Consider the following 20,285-nt stretch of genomic DNA (forward strand, 5'->3'; position numbering starts at 1 on the left):
GTCGGCCCGATCGAGCGACATGTAGGGATGCCGGCCCGCTTCCGGTTCGTACGCAATACCAACCGGGAAGGACGGGGCGAATGGCTCTAAGCAACACGGAATTCCGATACTACGATAGCAATATCCTTCGCCTGCCGACCGACAAACGCACGGAATATCACGGTCAGGTCGATCGCCTGATCGAACAACTCCGCAAAAGCGTTCGCGACAAGACCGAGATCAAAATCACTAAGGTTGTGAAGGCAGGTTCTTTTGCCAAGTTTACTATTCTGCGTAAAACGGCTTATGACCCGGTCGATGTCGATGTGGTCTTCTATATTTCCGGAAAGGACGTGACGAAGGAAACACTCGATAGCCTCAGTCAGACTATCTACGAGCTCCTGATCAAGATCTATCCAACCAAGTCGGTCGAGGATTTCGAGATCCAGCGGAAGGCCGCTACGGTGACTTTCGTCGGCACAGGGCTCAGCGTCGATATCGTGCCAGTGATCGAGGATGAAGGCCGGCCGGGCTATGGATGGCAATTCGATATTCATGACGGGTCGAAAATGCAGACCTGCGCGCCTTGTCAGATCCAATTTGTTCGGAACCGCAAGAACCAGGACAGCGACTTCCGCACGCTGGTGCGAATGGCCAAGAAGTGGCGCAACTACGCCGAGATTAAGCCGCTCAAGTCGTTCGCCATCGAGTTGATCATGGCGCATGTGCTGGCTGCGCAGGGAAAAGAAGGCAGCATTGAACAGCGCTTCCGCAATTTCCTGCTCTACATTGCGCAGTCCGGCCTGAAGGACAAGATCAGCTTTCCAGAGAACACACTTCCTCTCGGCTCATTTTCTGATCCTGTCGTGATTATCGATCCTGTTTACAGCCTAAACAACGTGACAAGCCGAATCTCGGAGGCTGAGCGAAAGGAAATAGTCGCCGCCGCCCATGTGGCATGGGAAACCGCCAATTTCGCATCGGTGGAGAACGACAATTCGGTTTGGAAGGAAATCTTCGGGCCGGGCTTCAAGGTGGAGGAATAAATGAGCCAGACAACGACCGCTTCAGCCACCTATACCACGACCGATATCGAAAACGTCGTTCGGAGGGTGAAGGCTGATCTCATCATGATCGCCAACAGCACTGGTGCCTGGACCAGTGAAAAAGCTGCTGAATACGCGCACGACATCGAGATCCTTGCCAAGGAAGGTTACCTCGCCTGGGTTGACGTCACGCTCTTGCAATACGGCGTAGAGCTCCAGGCCACACGCTTTGATGTTGATACGGCAGCCGGAACTCTGACGACTAGCCGCCCTGGTGGTGTTTTATGGCCGCGAGTGGACAATGCCAAACTCCGCATCGTGATCAGCTATACCAGCGCCTATACGGATACGGCGCGTGAAGCGACCAGAAAAAAGCTGAAGATTGGTTGGACCACGTCCCATGACGACACCAGCCATGCAAGCCTGTCATCCTCAGGCGGCCGCAACTATGTCAGCAGCACCTACGGGATGCAGAGAAAGGATTGGGCCGCATGACCCAACAGAACATTTTCGACAGCGAACTTGCACTGCCGGACGAAGGTCTCGTCAAGCGCGAAAAAACGTTGCTTGGTTTTGCCAATCGCTACACCCGCGTTCATGACCAGCTTCGCCTCTTGTTAAACGTTGGCGCTCTTGGGGACTGGAACCGCAAGCATCACGGCGGCAAGCTGGGTCTTTGTGATCTGGTGGCTGAGCAATATCCCTTGGTCATTTTTCATGGCGACGTGGGCACCGGCAAAACCGCCACAGCGGAATGCATCGCAAATCGTCTGGTCGCCGAGGCTCGGAGCTCAGACTCCATCCTGTTCAAGCTGTCCAATCGGGTTCGCGGCAGTGGCATGGTCGGCGAGATGGGCACTTTGATCGCGGAGGCCTTCCGAAAGGTCACCCAGGCGGCTGGCAAATCGCGACGAGCTATCCTGATCATTGACGAGGGTGACAGCCTGGCAGCATCGCGTACGCAGGATCATAGCCACCATGAAGACAAGGTGGCGGTAAACACGCTCATCCAGGGCATTGATGACCTCCGGCAATATGGAGGCCGAATTGTCGTCATCCTTTGTACCAACCGATTGTCGGCCCTTGATCCTGCTCTGCGACGCCGGGCGGCAATCGTGGAGGCATTCAATCGGCCCTCGGACGCGGAGCGCCAGCAGCTTTTTCAAATGGACCTTGCAGAGTTGGGGCTGACACAAGCAAATCTCGCCGATTTGGTGCGGCTAACGGCAAGCCGGGATGGGCGCCCTTGCTGGACCTATTCCGACATCCGTACACGCCTGTACCCGGCTGCGCTCGCTCGAGCCTATCCAGATCGGGCATTGATTTTCGACGACCTCGCCGCTGTCGCAAACAGCCTGCATGCATCGCCCGTCATGGAGGATAAGTAATGGTGCGTTCCCCGCTGTTCGGTAGACGGATTCATATCTCTGGTAGCGTCGTCGATGATCTCACCACCGCCTCCACCTCCGACGTCGAGGCCGCACGCGACCTCGTTGCGGCCTTGGTAAAGGAGTTGGTCAAACGCGGCGCCAACTTCGTTATTCCCGTTGATGCCGAACCTACGCGAAAAACGGATAAGTTGCCCATCTGTTTCGACTGGCTAGTCTGGAGGAGCGTCAGGAGCAATCTCACCTTGCGCCCGCAGAACGTGCCCGGCCCGTTTGTCGTCGCCGTCCAGCACCATAAAACCGAAGAACAGATCCCGGAACAGTACATCGATTTGTGGGATGAACTCCGGGCTTCCCAGCTGGTCAAGATCGAAAGCGCGGCACAGTGGAATATGAACAGCAAGCGCATGGAAGCCCAAGCGCGCTTCGGGGACGTTCTGATCACACTTGGCGGAACGGAAGGCGTCCTCTATCTGGCAAACCTGTATCACGATGCCGGCAAGCCGATTGTTCCCTTGAACCTTCCACTGTGTCCAGAAAATGCCGGCTCACGCCGTCTCTACAGCTTCGGCCTTGCCAGCAGTCAGACCCGGCGCCTTTTCCAGATTGCCGATGATGGGGATGCGCACAGCTGGATCAATCGGATTGGCTTTCCAAAGCGTCAACCAATCGCCGATCGTGTGTCGGCGCTGATTGATCTGCTAGAAGCGTTAGACCGTCCCAAAGCGTTCGCTGTTCGCCTGCTGAACCCTGACCATGAAGATTACGCCGACGTCCAGAACTTCTTTGACATCGTCGTCAAACCTGTTGTCGAGGACGAACTCGGTTACCGACTGATTGTCATCGATGGCCAGCAGGCTTACGATCACTCCCGTATCGACCAGGAAATCTTCGCCAAGCTTCATCGCAGCAGCATGGTCATAGCTGACATCACTGGTGGACGTCCCAATTGCTTCTTGGAATTGGGTTACGCCCTCGGCCGCAGCTTACCCACCATGGTGACAGTGCGAAAAGGCGCAAGCCTACCTTTTGATATTGCGACCTTCTCCGGCCTGCATTGGGCGACTTCCGGAACCGCCGAAGACCGTAGACGCACTTTCAGAGAACACTGGACCGCGATTCGCAATCGCCCCTCCCTTGTTCCAGCGGAGCCTTTGATCTCATGAGCGAAAAAGCCGAGATATTCATTTCTGTAGATGTGGAGACCTCAGGACCGATACCGGGCGAATATAGCTTGTTGTCGATCGGAGCTTGCTCAGTTTTTGAACCTGAGAAAGTCTTCACCTGCACATTGAGGCCGATTACCGACGCGTTCGACCCGAAGGCACTCGAGGTCACGGGTTTGTCACTGCAGGACCTGACAGAAAACGGTTTGGAACCCAAACTGGCCATGAATCAATTCTCTGAATGGCTTCAGAAGATCGCGAAGGATGATGAGACAATTGTGTTCGTCGGCTTCAATGCTCCTTTCGACTGGTCGTTTATAAACTATTACTTCCATCGGTTCTTGGGCGAAAATCCGTTCGGATTCACCGCACTCGACATCAAAGCACTCTACATGGGTTCGACTGCGTGCACTTGGCGCGACACTCGATCGAGCAAAATCGCAGCGCATCTCAGACCTCAAGAATCTGGCACGCACGATGCTTTGCAGGATGCTCGGTACCAGGCCGAGATATTTCGTCTTGTCTGGCAATACATCACCAACCAAAATCACCGAGCTTAGACGATATCGCGACATGGAGCGGTTCTGGAACCTTGCAAACTAAGGCAATGCCGGCGACCCGTTCGATATTAAGCGCGTGTTGCCGGCGAATGATCCAGCGCTGCCGATGGAAACACGAGTTCGCCGATGGCCGACAATACTGCCCGCGCGCAATGGGCGAGAAGATGAGCCGGAAAGTCGTCGACAGCAACGCAATGCAATCGGAGGCGCTTCGGTCTTTTCTGAGCGCCTCTACCAGCAACTACGCGGTACTGAACGATTATGCCGCCATGGAGGCGTACAAGGGCGACACCTTGATATCGATCTTCCGCTCCATGAACATCGTGTGCGAATTTCCACGGCAGATTATCGTCCTGAAAACGACCGGACGCATCTGCTCACTTGCCGGACGCGCGCGAGGTCTTCAGCGGCGAATGATCGAAGAGCGCCAGACTCGTGACTTTCCGAATTTTTGCCGGCGCGTTTCTACCGGCAGCGTACCTGCTGGAGAACGAACCGCCAGATGACAATCGATGCCGAAATCGCCACGCTCCGGACCGCTTTCAATCGCGCGGAAGATATTCCGCTAACTACCGAGCCGATCTCGATCCGGGAACCGACAGAACGCCTGCAACGTCTTCCGGGGCGCGAAGCCCGATCTTTGTGAGCTGAAAACGCGTTCAGTACTTCTCGTGAGTAGGATCATCGTCCGGAAACGGGTCGACATAGCCGAAGTCCGCCGAAACTTTTGTCGACGTGACCGTTGTCTCCAGAACCTCGATCACGCCGCCGTCGATTTCCCTCGATACTGTCAGGGTCACATCGAACGTGAGGTCGTCTTCGGTATATGGCGTTCGTGATCCCAGAGAGACGTTATCCCCATCGATCGAGTCGTGCGCGTAGAAGCTAAATTCGGCCTCGAACCCCACCTTAGCGACCACCTTGACGGAAAAAGTCACCTGGTCGTCGTCCTCGGCGATAACTGCGGGCGACCCAATCTTATCCTTGTAGATGTGCTGAAGCACCGCGCTGATTGGCTCGACATCATAGTCGAGCGGCGCATCAGCGTTGATGCCGAAGTCGATGCCATCGAGGTAATATTCGAAACCCCGGTCGATTTCGACTTCAATGTCTTTCGCCTCGCCCTTTGTCCAGATCGCAACGATCTTTTCCGCAAAGTGCCTGCCAGGATCGTTGAACCACGACAAAAGCAGGTCGAGCTCTGGAACAACGACCAAATGGTCCGACTGTGCGGCAAACGCGGCCCAGCCCTTGTCGGGGCTCACGCATACGATCAGTGTCTTGCGCGCGGAAGCCACCTGTTCGAGAGCGAGCAGAGCGAACGCATCCGGAAATTCGTGCTTCTTGGCTTCCCTCGCCTCAAAGGGAGTTAAGACCTCAAAGTAACGGCGCAACACTTCTGCCGCGAGGTTTCCGTCGCCCTCTCCCGGAATAACTTCTGCGCCAACGGAGTCGAGATATTCGGTCACTTGTTCAGTAGCGGCGACATCAGGATCAACGTTGAGCTGGAATTCGGCCTTTAGGGTCGCGAGATCCTTACTCAGGCCCCACCTGCGATCGTGCCGCTTCAGAGCAGCGTTCAGTTCGCGTTGGGTCTCGGCCGCGGCGCGAGCAATGTGGTTGATGACCTCTTTGACGACAATCTCGGACAGCATGACATTCACCCCGCCTTTCTTGAACTGATCAAGGCGCGCGAGCACCGCGTGGGTGAGATTGCATCCATATTTGTCGAAGATGGCGGTATCTATCGAGATCGATGAGATCGTCCCATCCGCTATGTAGGCCTTGACGTCGCTTTGCTGCAATTTTGGCATCCCCGCCCTCCTTATTACTTACCGATATCCAAAACGTCTTGCTCGCGGGCAGCGGGCAAGATCCGGTCCTGAGCGCGAAATGTTTACTTCCACTCTCCCTTACAATCCTCGCGACCTGGCCGAAGCGAAGTCTCTGGGCGCGCGCCGGCAATCGGAAACTGAACGAACTGAATCGTGCCCATTATGACGACCCCACATCTTCGATGATCTCGATCGGCGTTATCATGACAAATCGTAAGCGATGCCGACGACGGATAAGCGAATTGTTGCACGCTTAGATACGGGAACAAGCAATGCGTAGGGGTCCAAACCTTTGGCTCGCTATACAACTCCCCACGCACGAAACCTCCCCCTCCCCGTCATCTCGCGCAAGCCCAGCTCCAAAACAATCCGCCGCGCGGCCTGCGGCGTCACCTCGAGCGTCTTGGCCACCATCTTCGCCGACACCAACGGTTTTGCCATCACCAGCTCGATCAGTTCAGGCAGTTTTGAAGACGTCCGGCGGCCGTCCAGCTTCCGCTCCAATAGGGTGCGGGCCAGCGCCAGCCGGTCATGCTCTTTCATGCCGATCTCGGCGGACGCCAACATCCCATGCGCGATGGCGACCAGCCGGGTTTCCCGGTTGCGATCGCGGCGCCGATCGACGGGAATGGTTTTCAGGCCAAGATTGATGGCAGCGAGATGCGCGCCGGTGGTGATGCCGGCCTGCCGTAGGATCGACCCAGCAAACAGACGGCCGAGCCAGGGCGCGTGCTGAAGCACCGAAACCTCGTTCCAGGCATCGAGGGCGACGATCGCCTGCAGCACCGTCGGCAGTTCCTGTGCCTGTCGCAACACGCCGCGCCATTCGTCGAGCCGGGCGTCCTCATCCCAGTCGAGGTCGTAGACCATCGGATCTTTTTCCTGGCCGCCGGCGCGGCCGGGCCGTCTGGCATTCTCGATCGCCGCCTCGGATCGCGCGAGGACCGCATCAATGGCGGCATAGTCGACGCCAGGCAGATTTTCGGCCTCGTCAATATCGTCCCGCTCCCCTTCTCGATCGACGGCAGGCGCAGGTCGCATGATCCTCGCCGGCTCTGCCGCCTCGGCGCCGATCGCACCGGCGTCCGAGGTTTGTCGCAAAACCCGGATACCCTCCGCGGACAGAGCCCAGTCGACTGACTGGCCAGAAATCCGCCGTCGGGTGCGCAGCACGTCGCGGGCGATGGTGAGTTCGTGGGTCGGTGTCCGAATGTCTCGGGTGGCGTCATGGAGTACCAGGTCTTCGAGATGGACGAGTTCGCCGTCGATCCACAGTGAGGCGCAGGCGTCGGCGAAGTGCGACCGTTCGAGGAAGCCCGAACCGACCGGCGAACGGGCGATACGTTCGTCGAGACGTGCCAATTCGATACCGGCGCGAAAAGCCGGTTCCATCAGGGCTTTCATGCTGATTTTTGCGAGATCGTAAGCCATTGAAATCATGGTAAATGATTTCATAAAGGAACTCTATCTGAATATTACGGTTCGTCACATGGTATGACTGCGGGTTGGGTCTCTAACCATCGATAAGTAACCCTTATCGTATGTGATCAGACCAACCACTTGATCAACTCTGTCGGACAGCATATTTTGGTGCGCGAAGCCCAAGCAATGAGGTGCGCGATGACGACCACAGTGAAGATTTCCGAAGCAAAAACGCATCTGTCCGACTTGCTCGCCCGCGTCGAGGCCGGCGAGGATTTTGTTATCGCCCGCGGAAATGATCCCATCGCCCATGTGACCCGCATGCGCAAGGAAACCGACTTGCAATTGCTGCTCGCGGAAGTCCGCGTTGCGCGTCAGAAGGCGGCCGCTTCCAGGCATAATGAAATCCTCTCGTGGCGAGACGAAGGTCGCCGCTGATGACCTTTGTCATTGACGCCTCGATGGCGGCCGCCTGGCTGCTGCCAGAAGAGTTTTCCGATGCAGCCGACGCGGTGATTGCGACGATCGACGCTCCCTGCCCCATTCCATCGTTGTTTTTCTTTGAGATTAGAAACATCCTCGCCATGGCCGAGCGTCGCGGGCGCATCTCTGCTGGCAGCGCGCTGGTCAATATGGAGCGGCTGCGCCGGCTGCCGCTCGATGATGCCGGCATTGGCGGCGACGGTTATGTCCTGCTGCTCGCCGCCAATCACGGCCTCAGTGCCTATGACGCCACCTACCTGGCACTCTCCCTCAATCGCGAGGCTCCACTCGCCACACTCGACCGCAAACTGACCGCTGCCGCTCGCAAGGAAGGTGTTACCGTTCTCGGACCATTCGCTCATGGGGACTAAGCGGCCCGCCGGCGACCGGGTCGATCGTCGTGCCCACGAACTCGACACGATCGCCGCCGTCCTGCCGATGGAGCGGCGTGACGAGCTTGCCGAGCTTTTATCCGACCAGGACATCGAGACACTGCGGCATCTCGTCAACGAGGGCATGGGTCCCAACACACTTCGCGCCCTTACCTCGGATCTCGCCTATCTGCAGGCCTGGTCGGTGGCGGCAACCGGGCGCTCCCTTCTCTGGCCCGCCCCCGAAGCCCTGCTCCTGAAATTTGTGGCGCACCACCTGTGGGATTCAGAAAGGCGTCTGACCGATCCGGACCACGGCATGCCGGCAGAGGTCGAACAAAGCCTTCGCAGCCAAGGTTTTCTGAAATCCAGCGGTCCGCATGCGCCTGATACCGTCCGCCGGCGTCTCGCCACCTGGTCGACGTTGACGAAATGGCGGGGTCTGGCTGGTGCCTTCCCCTCCCCTGCCCTGAAGTCTGCAATCCGCCTTGCTGTCCGTGCCATACCGCGGCCGCGCAAACGCAAGAGCGCAAAGGCGGTCACGGGTGAGGTGCTGGCCAAGTTGCTGGCGACCTGCAGGGCCGATAGCCTGCGCGACGTCCGTGACAGGGCGATCCTGATGGTCGCTTTCGCGTCCGGCGGTCGCCGCCGCAGCGAGATCGCCGGTTTGCGTTGGGAGCAACTGACAGTCGAGCCGCCGATTGCAGTCGAAGGCGGCTCCCACCTCCCCTCTCTCGCAATTCATCTCGGCCGGACGAAGACCTCCGCCGCCGATCACGACGAGGTCGTGTATCTCACGGGGCGGCCGGTGGATGCGCTGAATGCCTGGATCGAGGCAGCCCGGATCACCCAAGGGTCGCTGTTTCGCAAGATCGATCGCTGGGGCAACATCTCCAGTCGAGCCCTGGATCCAAAAGCGATCAATGATATCGTCAAGCAGCGGGCGGCGATGGCGGGGCTCGATGCGCGGGAGTATTCGGCGCACGGGCTGCGATCGGGGTATCTGACTGAGGCAGCAAATCTCGGGATCCCGCTCCCAGAGGCCATGGAGCAATCGCGCCATCGATCCGTGCAACAAGCCTCGGAATACTATAACAGCGCAACACGGCGAAGCGGACGTGCAGCGCGCTTGCTATAGGGTGTTCGAGCGAACCTCTTGGCTGTTATTCACCGTATAGAGCAGCAGCATGTCAAGTCGTCGTTGCTGAGTAAGCCGGTCGGTATTGGGTGGTCTCGCTCCGCGGCTTTTCATGAAAACTTCTATAACTCGATCTGCTTAATTACGGGCAATTGTGTTCCGTAAGGTCTGAGCAGGTCCGGATCACCTACCGCGACTATCGGGCGATCGCTATCCCAGCGAGATTGTCGGTTTGAGCCGCGAGCAGCTGTCGGTTGAGGCACCTGTACCCGTTGATGGCGGCCTTCCCATTCCTTCTCGGACCCACATGACCTCCAGTCCTGATCGTGACGCAGTCGCGTATTTCACCGGCCACCCGATGGGTGCCTGGCTAGAGGCGGGGGAAATTGAGGGCGCAGCATTGTTCGGAAAGTCGATCGTTGGGCAAGTGTTTCTCAGGAGCCCCTTGATCCGAAATCCATCAACGGGCGACTGAACGAGTTTCAACTTCGCCATGGAGCCTCGCGGTTCGTTGAACTAACTTTCTAAAACTGAAGAGCCAAAGCCTGACAGCTGTCAGGGTTTAGTCGGGGCTATTGCAATCATCCAGGAGTAAGGTGAGACCCGACCATTCAAGCTTGGTAGGGCAGGGGAGGCTTCTGCCTTCTGTAGAAAACCTGACAGCTGTCAGATTTTCTGAGATTAAGGTGATACTGCTTCAGCGCTCCAGGCCGACCGGCGAAGCCGGCCGCACCCGCTATGGCAAGGGCGATCCGAGGTGGTGAATTGGAGATCGGCCGGCATAGACCGGCTTTATTGTTCGCGAAATGTATATTGGGAACGATCCGGGCGAAGGTAGGGTCTCGATAGCTTGGTCGTTTCCAAAGTGGCGCGAGGGCCAGTGAGCCTTAGTGGGTGGGGGCGTCAGCCGCCAAACGACCATGCCCTGATCTCAGCGTGAAGCGGGCAGGGGTATTCATATGTGGCAAGTCGGGGTGGGTCGGAGTGGCAAGGTAACGTCATCGCGGCATAATTATTCGCGACAGGGCCGGAACTCGGCTTGTAATGAGACGGGTCAGCGGCAACCACAAATCGAGAGCACGTCTCGTTGAGAGGACCTGACAGCTGTCAGGCTTTTGCTGACAAGACCTGCTCGATGGGAATTGTTATAGAGCTTTTGATCGACCTCGAGCACCGCATCATGGGAAATTTCGCGATCCATGCAGTAGGGAGCGCCTACGATTCTGGCGGTCTAACGAATAGCTGAAGGGCGCTCTGAATGACGGTCTACAGGGAAGGGCTATAGAGGTTCCGCTTGAGCGTTTCTCCACATTGTCCCGGGAGGTGAGCCCTCGGTTACGCGGCAAAGATTAAGACTAGCTGCGCCTATGCCTTCGGTCGGCGGATAAAATAGCTAGCGGGAGAGGCCCCTATGCCTAGTTCAAGCCAGCGATGCTCTGCTTGGAGGCAAGCGCGAAAAGGATATCTTGGCTCCGCGGAGAAGCTACAGCAGGTCGACAGAGGGTCATTGGCTTTCATGATCTGTCGGCGGCGGAACGGCGCTAGGGTGTATGGCGGGACCAGACGTCTTCAATTGCATCTGAAACGCGGAAAAGATCGCGTATCCGCCATGTTTCTTACGCAAATGAGATACTTTGCACTCAAGTGGATGTGCAACATGGGCGATCGGAGACGGTCGAGGTTGTGGGCCATGTTGAAAGTCTTATCAAGTATCTGGGCTCTTCTGGTCGGCATCGTTCTTATCATGTTGGGTAACGGCATGCATTTTACCCTCATCGGCTTGCGCGGCGGGTTGGAGGGGTTTTCTGCGACGGCACTTGCCGTTGTCACATCCGGCTATTTTGTCGGTTTTCTTTCCGGTGCGCGTTTCACTCCGTCTTTGATACGCAATGTCGGCCATGTGCGCGTTTTCGCGGCCCTCGGCAGCTTTATGTCAGCTGCACTGATCACCTTTCCCCTCCTCGCCGAGCCGTGGGCATGGACACTGCTGCGAATTCTCGTTGGGTTCTGCATGTCGGGCGTCTACGTCACGGCAGAAAGCTGGCTCAACGATGCAGCGACAAACGAGACACGCGGAAAAGTGCTGTCTGCCTATATGATCGCCCAGACACTCGGCATCATCGGGGCGCAAGGGCTGCTGACACTTGGCGATGCGCAGACTTCGGTGCTTTTTATCGGAGCGTCGATCCTGGTCTCTATTTCTTTCGCGCCCATTCTGCTGACCGTTGCGCCGACCCCGCAGACAGAGGTCACACGACCAATGCCTTTGATCGATCTGTTTCGCCAATCGCCTCTCGGCACTATAGGGATATTCCTTCTGGGAAGCGTCTATGCGACGCAATCAGGAATGGGAGCCGTCTTCGGCACGCTAATAGGGATGACGGCCGATCAGATTTCTCTGTTTGTGGCGATGCTGTTCGCCGGCGCCCTCGTTCTTCAATATCCAATAGGCTGGATCTCGGATCGCGTGGATCGCCGTAAATTGATCTTCGCAGCGTCGCTTATCGGAGCTGCGTCATGCCTTTGCGGCTGGATATCCGGGGAAGGACTGTGGCCGCTGATGGCATCGGCCTTTGTCGCCGGCGGAATGACAACCCCTCTCTATGCGCTCTTTTTAGCCTACACGAATGATTTCCTCTCGTCGGAAGACATGCCGGCCGCATCGGGCGGTCTCGTCTTCACTTTTGGGCTCGGCGCCATCATAGGTCCGCTTGTCACCGGTTGGGCAATGGAATGGGCGGGCCCCTTCGCCTTTTGGCTGGTTCTCAGCACTACGTTTGGCGCGATCGCTCTCTATGCGCTGTATCGTATGACGCAGCGGCCCGGTCTTCCCGCTAGCCAAACGGAGAGTTACCTCGGTGTTATTCCGACATCGACGCCGGTTGCAATCGAAGCTGCAAGCGCCTGGGCAGTCGAACAGGCGGAAAATGAACGCGGCTGACATCTCAAACAAAACGTTCTTATCAGCGGAGTCGTGCGCGGTCTGAAGGAGTTTAATGATGCCAGTGTCCGGAGCGGTGGGCGATGCCACGCGCGCAATTGCCGATCAATGCGGCGCTCTTCTGCAGCGTTGCTATCGCTGTAATTGCGTTTACGTGGCAAGAGGGGTGTTGCAGCAGCAGTTACGCCTCATTTGAGAAGTATTAAATTATCCTGATAAACACCGTCTCCATGTCGACTCACGCAGGCGCGGCCATCGGCCGCGCCAAATTGCATGTTCTTGTCATACTGCAGTCTTTGACAAGCTAGCTCAACTCGCCATGCGCATCTGCTGGGCCATGCCATGCAAAGCGTTGTTGGAACTGGCGTTTGACACCTTGAAGCCACGGATCAGCATAAGCAGCTCTTCCGTGTCGGTTGCCAAGACTTCGGCCGAGGCTGTCGTCTCCTCAGCCATTGCGGCGTTCTGCTGGGTGGCAGTGTCCAGCTGATTCATCGACGAAGCGATGGATCGCAATGTCGTGTCCTGTTCGGTAGCCGAATGGGCGATCTTTGTGACGATGTCGCTCGCCGCCTTGATCTGATCGGATATCCGCTTCAGTGCCTCGCCGGCCTGGCCGACCAACTGAACCCCATTGTCCACCTGACCGGAGGAAGTGGCGATCTGCTCCTTGATCTCTTTTGCTGCAGACGCAGATCGCTGGGCGAGTTCACGTACTTCCTGCGCAACGACGGCGAAGCCCTTGCCGCTTTCACCTGCGCGGGCGGCCTCCACACCGGCGTTTAGTGCGAGAAGATTAGTCTGGAAGGCGATGTCCTCGATCACGCCGATAATATTAGCGATCTGCGTGGACGATTGCTCGATACCGCTCATGGCATCGATCGCTTGGCTGACGATGCCGTCGGACTTGCTGGCTTCGCTGGCAACCGACGTCACGCGCTTGGCGGCTTCCTGAGCGCCGTCTGCGGTCTGGCGGACAGCGACGGTAAGCTCGTCGAGCGCCGCGGAGGTTTCCTCAAGACTGGCAGCTTGCCGTTCGGTGCGCTGGGAGAGTTCGTTGGAGGCGCGGCGAATTTCGTCCTTCGAGCCACCGATGTCGATGCCCTTGGAATTTACTTTGGCCATCGCCGCTTCGAGATGGTCGATGGCGTCGTTGAAATTGCTTCGAAGCGCGGCATATTTGGCGCCGAGATCGTCGCAACGGATAGTCAAATCACCCTTGGCGAGGTATTCCAGTGTTGTGCCGATTGTGCTGACGACGCGAGCCTGTTCTTCGGCCTCATTACGCTGCATATCGGCATTCGTCTGTCGCTCTGCATCAAGCTGATGCTGTTGCTCTTCCTGCCGGGCCACCATCGCATGGCGCTCGCGTACCTTTTCCTGCAGGGCCTCAGTGGCTTTGGCCATCATGCCGACTTCATTGCCCATGTCGGTATGGGGGATCTTCAATGAAACATCCTCGTCGGCGACAGCTTCGAGGGACTGATGAATGGCCGCCAGCGGCTTGGTAATGCCGCGGATGATGTACCATGCGGCAGCGAGCACCAAAAGCAGGACGCTGGCGCCGATCCCGACAGCCTTCAATACCATGCTGCGAATCTGAGCCTGCAAGTCATCGACGTAGACACCGGTTGCAAGAACCAGTCCCCAAGGATCAAATGCCTTGGCATAAGAGCTTTTCAAGTAATTTCCGGCCGGTTCGCCCGGCTTAACCGTGCTGTAGTAATCGATAATGCCGCCGCCGGCCTTACCGGTTGCGACCATTTCGTCGCGGTACAGATGCCCCGTCTGGTCACCCTTGCCCTTGCCGTTTTCGCCGATTTTACTGGCGACCGGGTGGATGCGCATGACGATGTCATAGTCGTAGGCAAAGATATATCCATCCGGATTGTATTTGATCGTCGTGATCTCGCGGAATGCTTGGGCTTTGGCTTGTTCTTCTGTCAGTTCGCCGGACAGTTGACGATCGTAATAGGATTGCATGATCGAAAGCGCGGATTCGACCTGGGTGCGCAGCATGCCGTAGCGCTCTGCATAGATGGCGGTGGTTGCCATCTGGATCTGATAATAGACCAGCCCGGCCGTACCGACGACCAGGGCCATCACCAGCAGAAACAGCTGGCGTGAGATTTTCAAGTTTTTCATCGACGGGCCTTTGAGCAGAACGTGAATGTATCGGGGAAAGCTGCGGGCCTGTCATGGGACGCGAGCCGGAGGTCGATGGGCGCCGGCGATCATTGCCTTTTGCGTAGTCCATTCGCATTTCACTATCTCTTGCGAATGGAAACAAATGGCTAAAAATGTCTGCGACGGAGATAATTATCTAACAATTTCAGAATATCTATCCTTGCGTTGATGCAGCAGGAGAATGCTAAGGTTGTAATTCCGCAGATGGCCGCGCGACATAGCACACTACACGTATCGTGAATTTTTATAGTCAGATCTCCCCGCACTCCCAAGGCGCAGCGTTAGACTTTCATCGGGCACTGCCATCTGCTGGTGCTGCGCTGTTATCCCGCTGCTGGAACGCCTCGATCCGGCGCATTCGCACCGAAATAACGCTGCAGCGAGATGAGAAGGCATGGGTCTTCAGCCCACTGTTCTCCGAGTTTACCTGCATTCTCGCTGTGGCGAACTGGCGCTGCGGGCGCGCGCATCCATCGTCTTGTTCGCGTTTTCGACGTCGTCAGCATGTCCCTTGCGTTTCTGCAAAAGGCCTGCGGCTCCTTATTCGAATGCTGTAGTGGAACCTGTCGAGCCTCCGCCAGTTTGAGATGGTATCCGATAGAAAGGGATCGTCCACCGCGGCATGAGTGCCGCTGATGTCTGATCGGTCAGCCGGCAATTTTGCCTCATCCTTCCATCCTGGAAGGCGTAAACACATAGCGTGCACTCAAGAAAAGCAAAAGCAATCCAAACAGGCTAAAGGCATAACTTTGGAAAGTCTGATAGGACAGAACGCCTGCGACACCTCCGAGTGCGAAGGACAGGAGCGTTGCGAGGTTAAGACGCAGACGACTTAGCGATATCGATCTCTGTTTTTGATCGTTCGATGATAATAACTGACCCAGGCCAATCCCGAGATCTGTAGCAACGCCGGAAACGTGGGTGGTCCGCACTCTGCTGCCCGATAGCCTCGTTGACGCAGCGTTTTGAATGCCCATTGCAAATGAGAGCGTTCCGACTACGAGGACACCGTGAGCGGCATTCGCCGAAAGTGCCACCGCCATCCCCGTTGCGATCAACAACACTGCCTCGATAGAAAGGGCGACCGCATATATCTTTTTAAGCTCTAGCCGCTTACCGGCTTCGATGAAGAGAGATGCCAGAAACGCTCCGAGCATGAACATGACGACGATGATCAAAAATGCACCGGCGGCCGTCAACATCATCACCGAGGCCATTTCTGCTGATGTCGATACATTCCCCGTCATGTTAGCAGAAAAGTATCCATAAGCGACGAAGCCTGCACTGTTCACACCGCCTGCCAGAAATGCCAGCACCGTGGCCAGGGACAGGTCGACCTGAAGCGTTCGTTCAGAGCCTTCTCGAATAAGCATAGACCTTCCTCTGCTGCTTAAGCGCTCGGCGACGAGCGTGAACGGATGGGATATTGCTGACTTTGAGCTTCGCACGCTATGGCAATCACGGGTGGGTCGCTACGGAGATTGGAACGGGTAGATGATGCAGGTCAATACCGCAGCAAGCAGCAGAAGCGAAAGAAGCCAGAGCAACCAGGTGCGAGGAGGACGGCTATCGTCGTCGGGGTCTGGAGGGTTATGGCGTTGTTCGGGCTGTGGCGTCATCATGTTTGCAATGTAGAACGAAGGGGCGGCAGCCGCTCAGACACCGGTGTTGTGATAGCCGTTACCACAGAAGGATTAGAAATCATGACACTGCGCCAAGCGAGCCGTTGATAGCGCCACGTCTTGACAAAGCTCCTGGTCGTAGCCTCTTGAGATTTCGAGATATCCAATGCTCAGGGATCCCCTTGCAGGCAGGGGAGGCGGGTCGGCCGCGGCGTGTCTGCAACAGACCTGTCGCTACATTCTTCGCCCGTACTGGACCGGCTGCGCCTTCTCGATTCAACAGGGCCGCGCCTGCGATTTTTACCAGTGCGCTCCATTGCAGGCGGTACACGTATACGCGGATAGCACACGTGATGTACTGGACATGTGCCGGCTCCTAAGTAGGACGATGACCCTTTGACGTGGCAGCAATTATGCGGGGATCGCAAGTGGTCTCACTACATGACTGACAAGGCAACCAGAAGTGCTGGCGTCATGACGATAACGCCCAGTTTGAGAAATGCCAAGGCTGTCATGTCTAGGCCCTCCCGGCGAAGCGCATTGAGCCATAGTATGGTTGCCAGCGATCCGGTAACGGAAAGGTTGGGGCCGAGATCCACCCCGATGAGGATGGCGCGGGCCATCTTCTCACTCGCTTGAGCGGTATGTACCGCTCCGCCTGCGATTAATCCGGCTGGCAGATTGTTGACGAGGTTGGACGCCAGCGCAATGCTTGCTCCAGCCATTGTCGGACCGAGCGTAGTGGACCATGAGGTGAGCTCTTTCAATTGCGATGACAGTACGTTGATGAGCCCCGTTGCTTCCAATGCCTGGACCAGGACGAACAAGCCGGCGACCAGTGGCAAAACACTCCAGGAAATGTTCTTCAACAGAGCAAACGGAGGCTTTCTCTGAAGAAATAGAATAATCGACGTCGATATCACGGCGGCTGCGAAAGTCGGTATCCCGAGATCGAAGCCAAGCGCAGACGATCCCAACATGATAATGGCTGTGATGATCAATGCGCTTCCGGTCAAGCGCGCACTTGCAGGGAGACTGGTCGGCTGGGTCACGACAACTTGGTCGGCGGCAAGGGCAGAGCGTTGCGTCCATAAGAGAGTAAGAAACGTAACGCCAACAGCTGCCAGTGACGGAAGGGTGAAAGCCTTGAGCCAAGGTACCAGCGTGGGCATGTGGCGATCACCGAAGATGACGAGGTTTGCCGGGTTTGAAATCGGCAAAGCGAAGCTAGCCGCGTTGGCTATGAAGACGCATATCAGCAAATAGGGCAGGGGATCCTTGACTTGCGCGGCACGACAGGCGGCATAGACAGCCGGCGTTAAGACGACCGCTGTCGCGTCATTTGAGAGAAACACCGTGGTAGCAACGCCGGTCATATAGATCAGGGAAAACAGTCGCCGCGGCGATCCGCCCGCATGGTGCGTCGCAATCGATGCAAGCCAATCGAACAAGCCCTCTTGCCTCGCGAGCTCCGACAGCATCATCATGCCGAGCAGAAAAAGATAGACATCGAACCCTTTTGCAACGCCGGCCAAAGCATCGGCGAAGCCGATAGCGCCGATCGCGATCAGCAAGATTGCGCCCACAACTGCCCAAATTGCTTCCGGCCAACCACAAGGCCGCGTCACGACGCCTAGTACCGCCAACGCCGAAATTGCCCAGGTGACTGTTATCGTACTCATGTAGCCGCATCTCCTTACGCCCAGTACGCTATCGGGCCGCACATTCAAGGCTCGATGCCTGCTTCCCTTCTCCTGCCGATACGGGCGCGATGCTTTGGCGACCGGGTAGAAACGCTGCAATCGCCAAGATTGCAACAAAGCCATGCACCCAGTAAGCCAGGCTGTAACCGCCAACGTCTGTTAGCCAGCCAGCAACCACATTGCTAGTGGACGCGCCGATGCCCTGCACCGTCATCACCGCAGCAAGGCCGACATTGAAGTGCCCCGTCAGCGATGAAATGATCGGAGGCTCGCCTCTTAGTATCAGTTGAGGTCAAAGACGGTCCGTTCTCCTGTGATCTTCTGGACGAAGTCAACTTGGCGACCATTCCAATGATACCGGAAGTGGTCTCCTTGTCGGGGTGGCGTCACGACATCCGGATAGAAAGCCGCAATGCACTCTTCGCCGTTGTGCCGTTGGCTTGGATATACGAGGCCGTTCATACCCTCGTCCTTCATCCGTCTTGCAAACGCCTGTGCTGCCGGATAACTGGCCAAGTCCGCATCAAGAATTTCGACGTGGTCACCCTCGCGAACGTCGACCAGATCGCTGTTGACCGAACCGATCAACTGGCGGACTTGAGATACCCAGCCTGGCGCCGTGCGGCTGGCGGCGTAGAAACGCGCCATATGGAACGTGTGCTCCCGAAATGCGCTCTCCAACACTCGTCCGGCGTAGTACACTCCGTAGGTCCCGTCACTGAAACGAGAAGCTCGATCGACTGATATGTGGGTGAAGGCCGCCATCACCCAAGACGCGCCGTCGCCAGACAGTCTTCGCTCGCGCGGAACTGGCGAGAGGTCGCCGATCTGTTCATAAGTACGCGGATTTGTTCTCGCTTGGGCAAGCGCTAGTGCCTCCCAGTCGCGAGGATCCGCCACATCGTCGAATAGATCGATCGGCGGAAAGTGCGACATAACCAGCCGATGAGTTTGCGGCCAAGTGACCCGACTGACTACGATACTCACCAACCGCGACGAACTGAATCGAGATAGCGCCGGATCCGCAGTATGTCGTCCATTCCGCCTCTTTTCATGACATCCAGTGCTGAACGCCCTCCGAAACTGGTGTTCTCAGCGCCGATCCAGGAGTAGCCGGTGGTCGGCTCAGAAAAAATAATTCGAAGGGCTTTGTGGATTCCAAGAATATTGGACATTCGATCAGCCAAATCACGCGTCACGCGGCCATAATCTTCGGCTTTCCAGCGGCGATAGGTCTTCGCCGAAATTCCTCCAAGAATTGTCGCAGCGTCCACGTCGGAGACGCCCCATTTGGCGAAAATGTTCATCACTGTGCGCTGCATCGCGCGTATTTCGTCTTCGCTGTAATTGGTGCCCGGATCGACCGGCATCTCCCAATCCTGAGTTTTCACAACATTGAGCATAGCGAACTCCTTTGTCCACATATTGGCGAAAAGGAGACAAATGTCCATACCTAAACCTGGCGCGCCCCCCGGGATGCACGGGCTCAAGGCGGTCGGCCGTATTAGTTGAGACGGACCGAGGGGGACGAAGAGCGCAAACGCCGCTAGTTCTGCGTATGTCGCGCTCATCTTTTGCCGACAGGTTTCGCCAGCGGACGGGGCTGACGCCAATGGAGTATGTGACACGCTGGCGCCTGTTTCGGATCCGTGCAGAGGTCATGCAGACGGATCGTCCGATCAACATCATCGCTGAGGAATGCGGCTGGCGCTCGCGCACGTCTTGCAAGTCCTTCAAGGACCTCTTCGGTATGTCCCTGCGGGATGCCAGGGCCGCCGTCTCCGAATATGCGGCTTGAGCCCGGATTTAGCCTTTGAAACGCCGACGTCCTCGGCGATCGAACATGCGCGGTGGAAAGCTGATTTCAGGCGGCGTCGTCTCGCACCCGTCGCTCGCGCCACAGGGAGAGCGAAAGACCGGTCGCCCGCTTGAAGGCATTGCTGAATGCCCCTTGTGAGGCAGCTGCAGCCAAGCTTTGGCAGATCTCGGAGCAAATGACGGGCGTCACTTTTCCGACAGCGGCGGGTCATGTCGATGATGATGATAACGGCGAGGCAGCGACAGCTATAAATTTTGAAGACCGCTTCAAATGATCAGCACTGACGCGACGAATGATTTCCCGCTTACATTCTCGTGACAGGACCTTTGCGATAAGAATGGAAAAGTGACGTTGCCCATGCAGGAGCGCAACACACCTTCAGAAGGTCAAGGATATGGGCTATAATTGCAGCAAGTGCAACGCAGACATGGACGAAGGTTTCCTGCTTGAAAGGGGGGATGGCGGCCTGCTGTCATCAACGACTTGGGTAGCAGGTGCGCCTGAAAAAGCATTCCTTTCCGGCCTGCGCCTCAGTGGCAAGGCAATTTACACCATAAAGACCTTTCGCTGCATTGAATGCGGCTACCTCGACTCTTACGCGTTAACGAGGCAGTGAAGTCGATCG

21 protein-coding genes and 1 pseudogene are annotated in these 20,285 nt (G+C 56.8%); 14 read left to right on the forward strand and 8 right to left on the reverse strand.

Annotation, left to right across the window (positions count from 1 at the left end; genetic code table 11):
- The first annotated feature begins 80 nt into the window (after positions 1 to 80).
- The 7 genes from J2Z17_RS21280 to J2Z17_RS21310 all read left to right on the forward strand — a co-directional run bounded on the left by J2Z17_RS21280 (position 81) and on the right by J2Z17_RS21310 (position 4,785).
- Positions 81 to 1,025: a CBASS oligonucleotide cyclase gene (locus J2Z17_RS21280; RefSeq protein ID WP_209948018.1), complete on the forward strand. Its 945-nt coding sequence runs from the start codon at positions 81 to 83 to the stop codon at positions 1,023 to 1,025.
- On the forward strand, positions 1,026 to 1,520 hold the full coding sequence (locus tag J2Z17_RS21285; RefSeq protein WP_209948019.1) for an HORMA-1 domain-containing protein: 495 nt from the start codon (positions 1,026 to 1,028) through the stop codon (positions 1,518 to 1,520).
- Complete coding sequence (locus tag J2Z17_RS21290; RefSeq protein ID WP_209948021.1) at positions 1,517 to 2,413, forward strand: ATP-binding protein; 897 nt, start codon at positions 1,517 to 1,519, stop codon at positions 2,411 to 2,413. The genes J2Z17_RS21285 and J2Z17_RS21290 overlap by 4 nt, the downstream gene beginning before the upstream one ends.
- Positions 2,413 to 3,579, forward strand: a complete 1,167-nt coding sequence (locus J2Z17_RS21295) for a hypothetical protein (protein ID WP_209948023.1) — start codon at positions 2,413 to 2,415, stop codon at positions 3,577 to 3,579. The genes J2Z17_RS21290 and J2Z17_RS21295 overlap by 1 nt, the downstream gene beginning before the upstream one ends.
- Positions 3,576 to 4,139: a 3'-5' exonuclease gene (locus J2Z17_RS21300; RefSeq protein ID WP_209948025.1), complete on the forward strand. Its 564-nt coding sequence runs from the start codon at positions 3,576 to 3,578 to the stop codon at positions 4,137 to 4,139. Before J2Z17_RS21295 ends, J2Z17_RS21300 begins: the two co-directional genes overlap by 4 nt.
- Positions 4,140 to 4,228: 89 nt before the next feature.
- Positions 4,229 to 4,645, forward strand: coding sequence for a hypothetical protein (locus J2Z17_RS21305; RefSeq protein ID WP_209948027.1), 417 nt, complete (start codon positions 4,229 to 4,231; stop codon positions 4,643 to 4,645).
- Entirely contained in the window at positions 4,642 to 4,785 is a 144-nt protein-coding gene (locus J2Z17_RS21310; protein ID WP_209948029.1) for a hypothetical protein, read from the forward strand. The genes J2Z17_RS21305 and J2Z17_RS21310 overlap by 4 nt, the downstream gene beginning before the upstream one ends.
- Positions 4,786 to 4,798: 13 nt before the next feature.
- Here the strand turns inward: J2Z17_RS21310 and J2Z17_RS21315 are convergent, their stop codons facing one another.
- Entirely contained in the window at positions 4,799 to 5,953 is a 1,155-nt protein-coding gene (locus J2Z17_RS21315) for a PIN domain-containing protein (protein ID WP_209948032.1), read from the reverse strand.
- A gap of 321 nt (positions 5,954 to 6,274) precedes the next feature.
- Positions 6,275 to 7,414 (reverse strand): RHE_PE00001 family protein, encoded by a 1,140-nt coding sequence (locus J2Z17_RS21320; protein WP_209948178.1) that lies wholly within the window; start codon positions 7,412 to 7,414, stop codon positions 6,275 to 6,277.
- A gap of 180 nt (positions 7,415 to 7,594) precedes the next feature.
- Here J2Z17_RS21320 and J2Z17_RS21325 point away from each other — a divergent pair, with 180 nt between their 5' ends.
- From J2Z17_RS21325 to J2Z17_RS21340, 4 genes are all read left to right on the forward strand, one after another.
- Positions 7,595 to 7,834 carry a type II toxin-antitoxin system Phd/YefM family antitoxin gene (locus tag J2Z17_RS21325; protein WP_209948034.1) on the forward strand — a complete coding sequence of 80 codons (240 nt, stop codon included), beginning with the start codon at positions 7,595 to 7,597 and terminating at the stop codon, positions 7,832 to 7,834.
- Positions 7,834 to 8,250, forward strand: a complete 417-nt coding sequence (locus J2Z17_RS21330) for a type II toxin-antitoxin system VapC family toxin (RefSeq protein ID WP_209948036.1) — start codon at positions 7,834 to 7,836, stop codon at positions 8,248 to 8,250. The genes J2Z17_RS21325 and J2Z17_RS21330 overlap by 1 nt, the downstream gene beginning before the upstream one ends.
- Entirely contained in the window at positions 8,240 to 9,388 is a 1,149-nt protein-coding gene (locus J2Z17_RS21335; RefSeq protein WP_209948038.1) for a tyrosine-type recombinase/integrase, read from the forward strand. Before J2Z17_RS21330 ends, J2Z17_RS21335 begins: the two co-directional genes overlap by 11 nt.
- Before the next feature lie 1,690 nt (positions 9,389 to 11,078).
- On the forward strand, positions 11,079 to 12,329 hold the full coding sequence (locus J2Z17_RS21340; protein ID WP_209948040.1) for an MFS transporter: 1,251 nt from the start codon (positions 11,079 to 11,081) through the stop codon (positions 12,327 to 12,329).
- Positions 12,330 to 12,638: 309 nt separating this feature from the next.
- Here J2Z17_RS21340 and J2Z17_RS21345 read toward each other — a convergent pair whose 3' ends face one another.
- The 6 genes and pseudogenes from J2Z17_RS21345 to J2Z17_RS21365 all read right to left on the reverse strand — a co-directional run bounded on the left by J2Z17_RS21345 (position 12,639) and on the right by J2Z17_RS21365 (position 19,244).
- The gene (locus tag J2Z17_RS21345; protein WP_209948043.1) at positions 12,639 to 14,474 is read right to left on the reverse strand and encodes a methyl-accepting chemotaxis protein; all 1,836 of its coding nucleotides are present in this window, start codon (positions 14,472 to 14,474) and stop codon (positions 12,639 to 12,641) included.
- Between the two features lie 707 nt (positions 14,475 to 15,181).
- Positions 15,182 to 15,889 carry a YoaK family protein gene (locus J2Z17_RS21350; protein ID WP_209948045.1) on the reverse strand — a complete coding sequence of 236 codons (708 nt, stop codon included), beginning with the start codon at positions 15,887 to 15,889 and terminating at the stop codon, positions 15,182 to 15,184.
- Between the two features lie 686 nt (positions 15,890 to 16,575).
- Entirely contained in the window at positions 16,576 to 17,820 is a 1,245-nt protein-coding gene (locus J2Z17_RS21355) for an arsenic transporter (protein WP_209948047.1), read from the reverse strand.
- Between the two features lie 28 nt (positions 17,821 to 17,848).
- A pseudogene (locus tag J2Z17_RS25325) lies at positions 17,849 to 18,088 on the reverse strand (MFS transporter); the annotation flags it as partial.
- A gap of 35 nt (positions 18,089 to 18,123) precedes the next feature.
- Complete coding sequence (locus J2Z17_RS21360) at positions 18,124 to 18,777, reverse strand: RES family NAD+ phosphorylase (RefSeq protein WP_209948049.1); 654 nt, start codon at positions 18,775 to 18,777, stop codon at positions 18,124 to 18,126.
- A 47-nt stretch (positions 18,778 to 18,824) separates the two neighbouring features.
- Positions 18,825 to 19,244, reverse strand: a complete 420-nt coding sequence (locus J2Z17_RS21365) for an MbcA/ParS/Xre antitoxin family protein (protein ID WP_245224258.1) — start codon at positions 19,242 to 19,244, stop codon at positions 18,825 to 18,827.
- A 155-nt stretch (positions 19,245 to 19,399) separates the two neighbouring features.
- Between J2Z17_RS21365 and J2Z17_RS21370 the strand changes: the two genes are divergently transcribed.
- From J2Z17_RS21370 to J2Z17_RS21380, 3 genes are all read left to right on the forward strand, one after another.
- Positions 19,400 to 19,639, forward strand: coding sequence for a helix-turn-helix domain-containing protein (locus J2Z17_RS21370; protein ID WP_209948051.1), 240 nt, complete (start codon positions 19,400 to 19,402; stop codon positions 19,637 to 19,639).
- A 130-nt stretch (positions 19,640 to 19,769) separates the two neighbouring features.
- The gene (locus J2Z17_RS21375; protein WP_209948053.1) at positions 19,770 to 19,934 is read left to right on the forward strand and encodes a hypothetical protein; all 165 of its coding nucleotides are present in this window, start codon (positions 19,770 to 19,772) and stop codon (positions 19,932 to 19,934) included.
- A gap of 153 nt (positions 19,935 to 20,087) precedes the next feature.
- The gene (locus J2Z17_RS21380) at positions 20,088 to 20,276 is read left to right on the forward strand and encodes a hypothetical protein (protein ID WP_209948055.1); all 189 of its coding nucleotides are present in this window, start codon (positions 20,088 to 20,090) and stop codon (positions 20,274 to 20,276) included.
- Positions 20,277 to 20,285: the final 9 nt, after the last annotated feature.

The organism is Heterorhizobium halophytocola, from assembly GCF_017873095.1.
GTDB lineage: Bacteria > Pseudomonadota > Alphaproteobacteria > Rhizobiales > Rhizobiaceae > Allorhizobium > Allorhizobium halophytocola.

What these genes read in the sequence shown, in the direction of transcription:
- J2Z17_RS21280 (WP_209948018.1), top strand. Translation starts at nt 81, where the DNA reads ATGGCTCTAAGCAACACGGAATTCCGATACTACGATAGCAATATCCTT.
- J2Z17_RS21285 (WP_209948019.1), top strand. Translation starts at nt 1,026, where the DNA reads ATGAGCCAGACAACGACCGCTTCAGCCACCTATACCACGACCGATATC.
- J2Z17_RS21290 (WP_209948021.1), top strand. Translation starts at nt 1,517, where the DNA reads ATGACCCAACAGAACATTTTCGACAGCGAACTTGCACTGCCGGACGAA.
- J2Z17_RS21295 (WP_209948023.1), top strand. Translation starts at nt 2,413, where the DNA reads ATGGTGCGTTCCCCGCTGTTCGGTAGACGGATTCATATCTCTGGTAGC.
- J2Z17_RS21300 (WP_209948025.1), top strand. Translation starts at nt 3,576, where the DNA reads ATGAGCGAAAAAGCCGAGATATTCATTTCTGTAGATGTGGAGACCTCA.
- J2Z17_RS21305 (WP_209948027.1), top strand. Translation starts at nt 4,229, where the DNA reads ATGATCCAGCGCTGCCGATGGAAACACGAGTTCGCCGATGGCCGACAA.
- J2Z17_RS21310 (WP_209948029.1), top strand. Translation starts at nt 4,642, where the DNA reads ATGACAATCGATGCCGAAATCGCCACGCTCCGGACCGCTTTCAATCGC.
- J2Z17_RS21315 (WP_209948032.1), bottom strand. Translation starts at nt 5,953, where the DNA reads ATGCCAAAATTGCAGCAAAGCGACGTCAAGGCCTACATAGCGGATGGG.
- J2Z17_RS21320 (WP_209948178.1), bottom strand. Translation starts at nt 7,414, where the DNA reads ATGATTTCAATGGCTTACGATCTCGCAAAAATCAGCATGAAAGCCCTG.
- J2Z17_RS21325 (WP_209948034.1), top strand. Translation starts at nt 7,595, where the DNA reads ATGACGACCACAGTGAAGATTTCCGAAGCAAAAACGCATCTGTCCGAC.
- J2Z17_RS21330 (WP_209948036.1), top strand. Translation starts at nt 7,834, where the DNA reads ATGACCTTTGTCATTGACGCCTCGATGGCGGCCGCCTGGCTGCTGCCA.
- J2Z17_RS21335 (WP_209948038.1), top strand. Translation starts at nt 8,240, where the DNA reads ATGGGGACTAAGCGGCCCGCCGGCGACCGGGTCGATCGTCGTGCCCAC.
- J2Z17_RS21340 (WP_209948040.1), top strand. Translation starts at nt 11,079, where the DNA reads ATGTTGAAAGTCTTATCAAGTATCTGGGCTCTTCTGGTCGGCATCGTT.
- J2Z17_RS21345 (WP_209948043.1), bottom strand. Translation starts at nt 14,474, where the DNA reads ATGAAAAACTTGAAAATCTCACGCCAGCTGTTTCTGCTGGTGATGGCC.
- J2Z17_RS21350 (WP_209948045.1), bottom strand. Translation starts at nt 15,889, where the DNA reads ATGCTTATTCGAGAAGGCTCTGAACGAACGCTTCAGGTCGACCTGTCC.
- J2Z17_RS21355 (WP_209948047.1), bottom strand. Translation starts at nt 17,820, where the DNA reads ATGAGTACGATAACAGTCACCTGGGCAATTTCGGCGTTGGCGGTACTA.
- J2Z17_RS21360 (WP_209948049.1), bottom strand. Translation starts at nt 18,777, where the DNA reads ATGTCGCACTTTCCGCCGATCGATCTATTCGACGATGTGGCGGATCCT.
- J2Z17_RS21365 (WP_245224258.1), bottom strand. Translation starts at nt 19,244, where the DNA reads ATGCTCAATGTTGTGAAAACTCAGGATTGGGAGATGCCGGTCGATCCG.
- J2Z17_RS21370 (WP_209948051.1), top strand. Translation starts at nt 19,400, where the DNA reads ATGTCGCGCTCATCTTTTGCCGACAGGTTTCGCCAGCGGACGGGGCTG.
- J2Z17_RS21380 (WP_209948055.1), top strand. Translation starts at nt 20,088, where the DNA reads ATGGACGAAGGTTTCCTGCTTGAAAGGGGGGATGGCGGCCTGCTGTCA.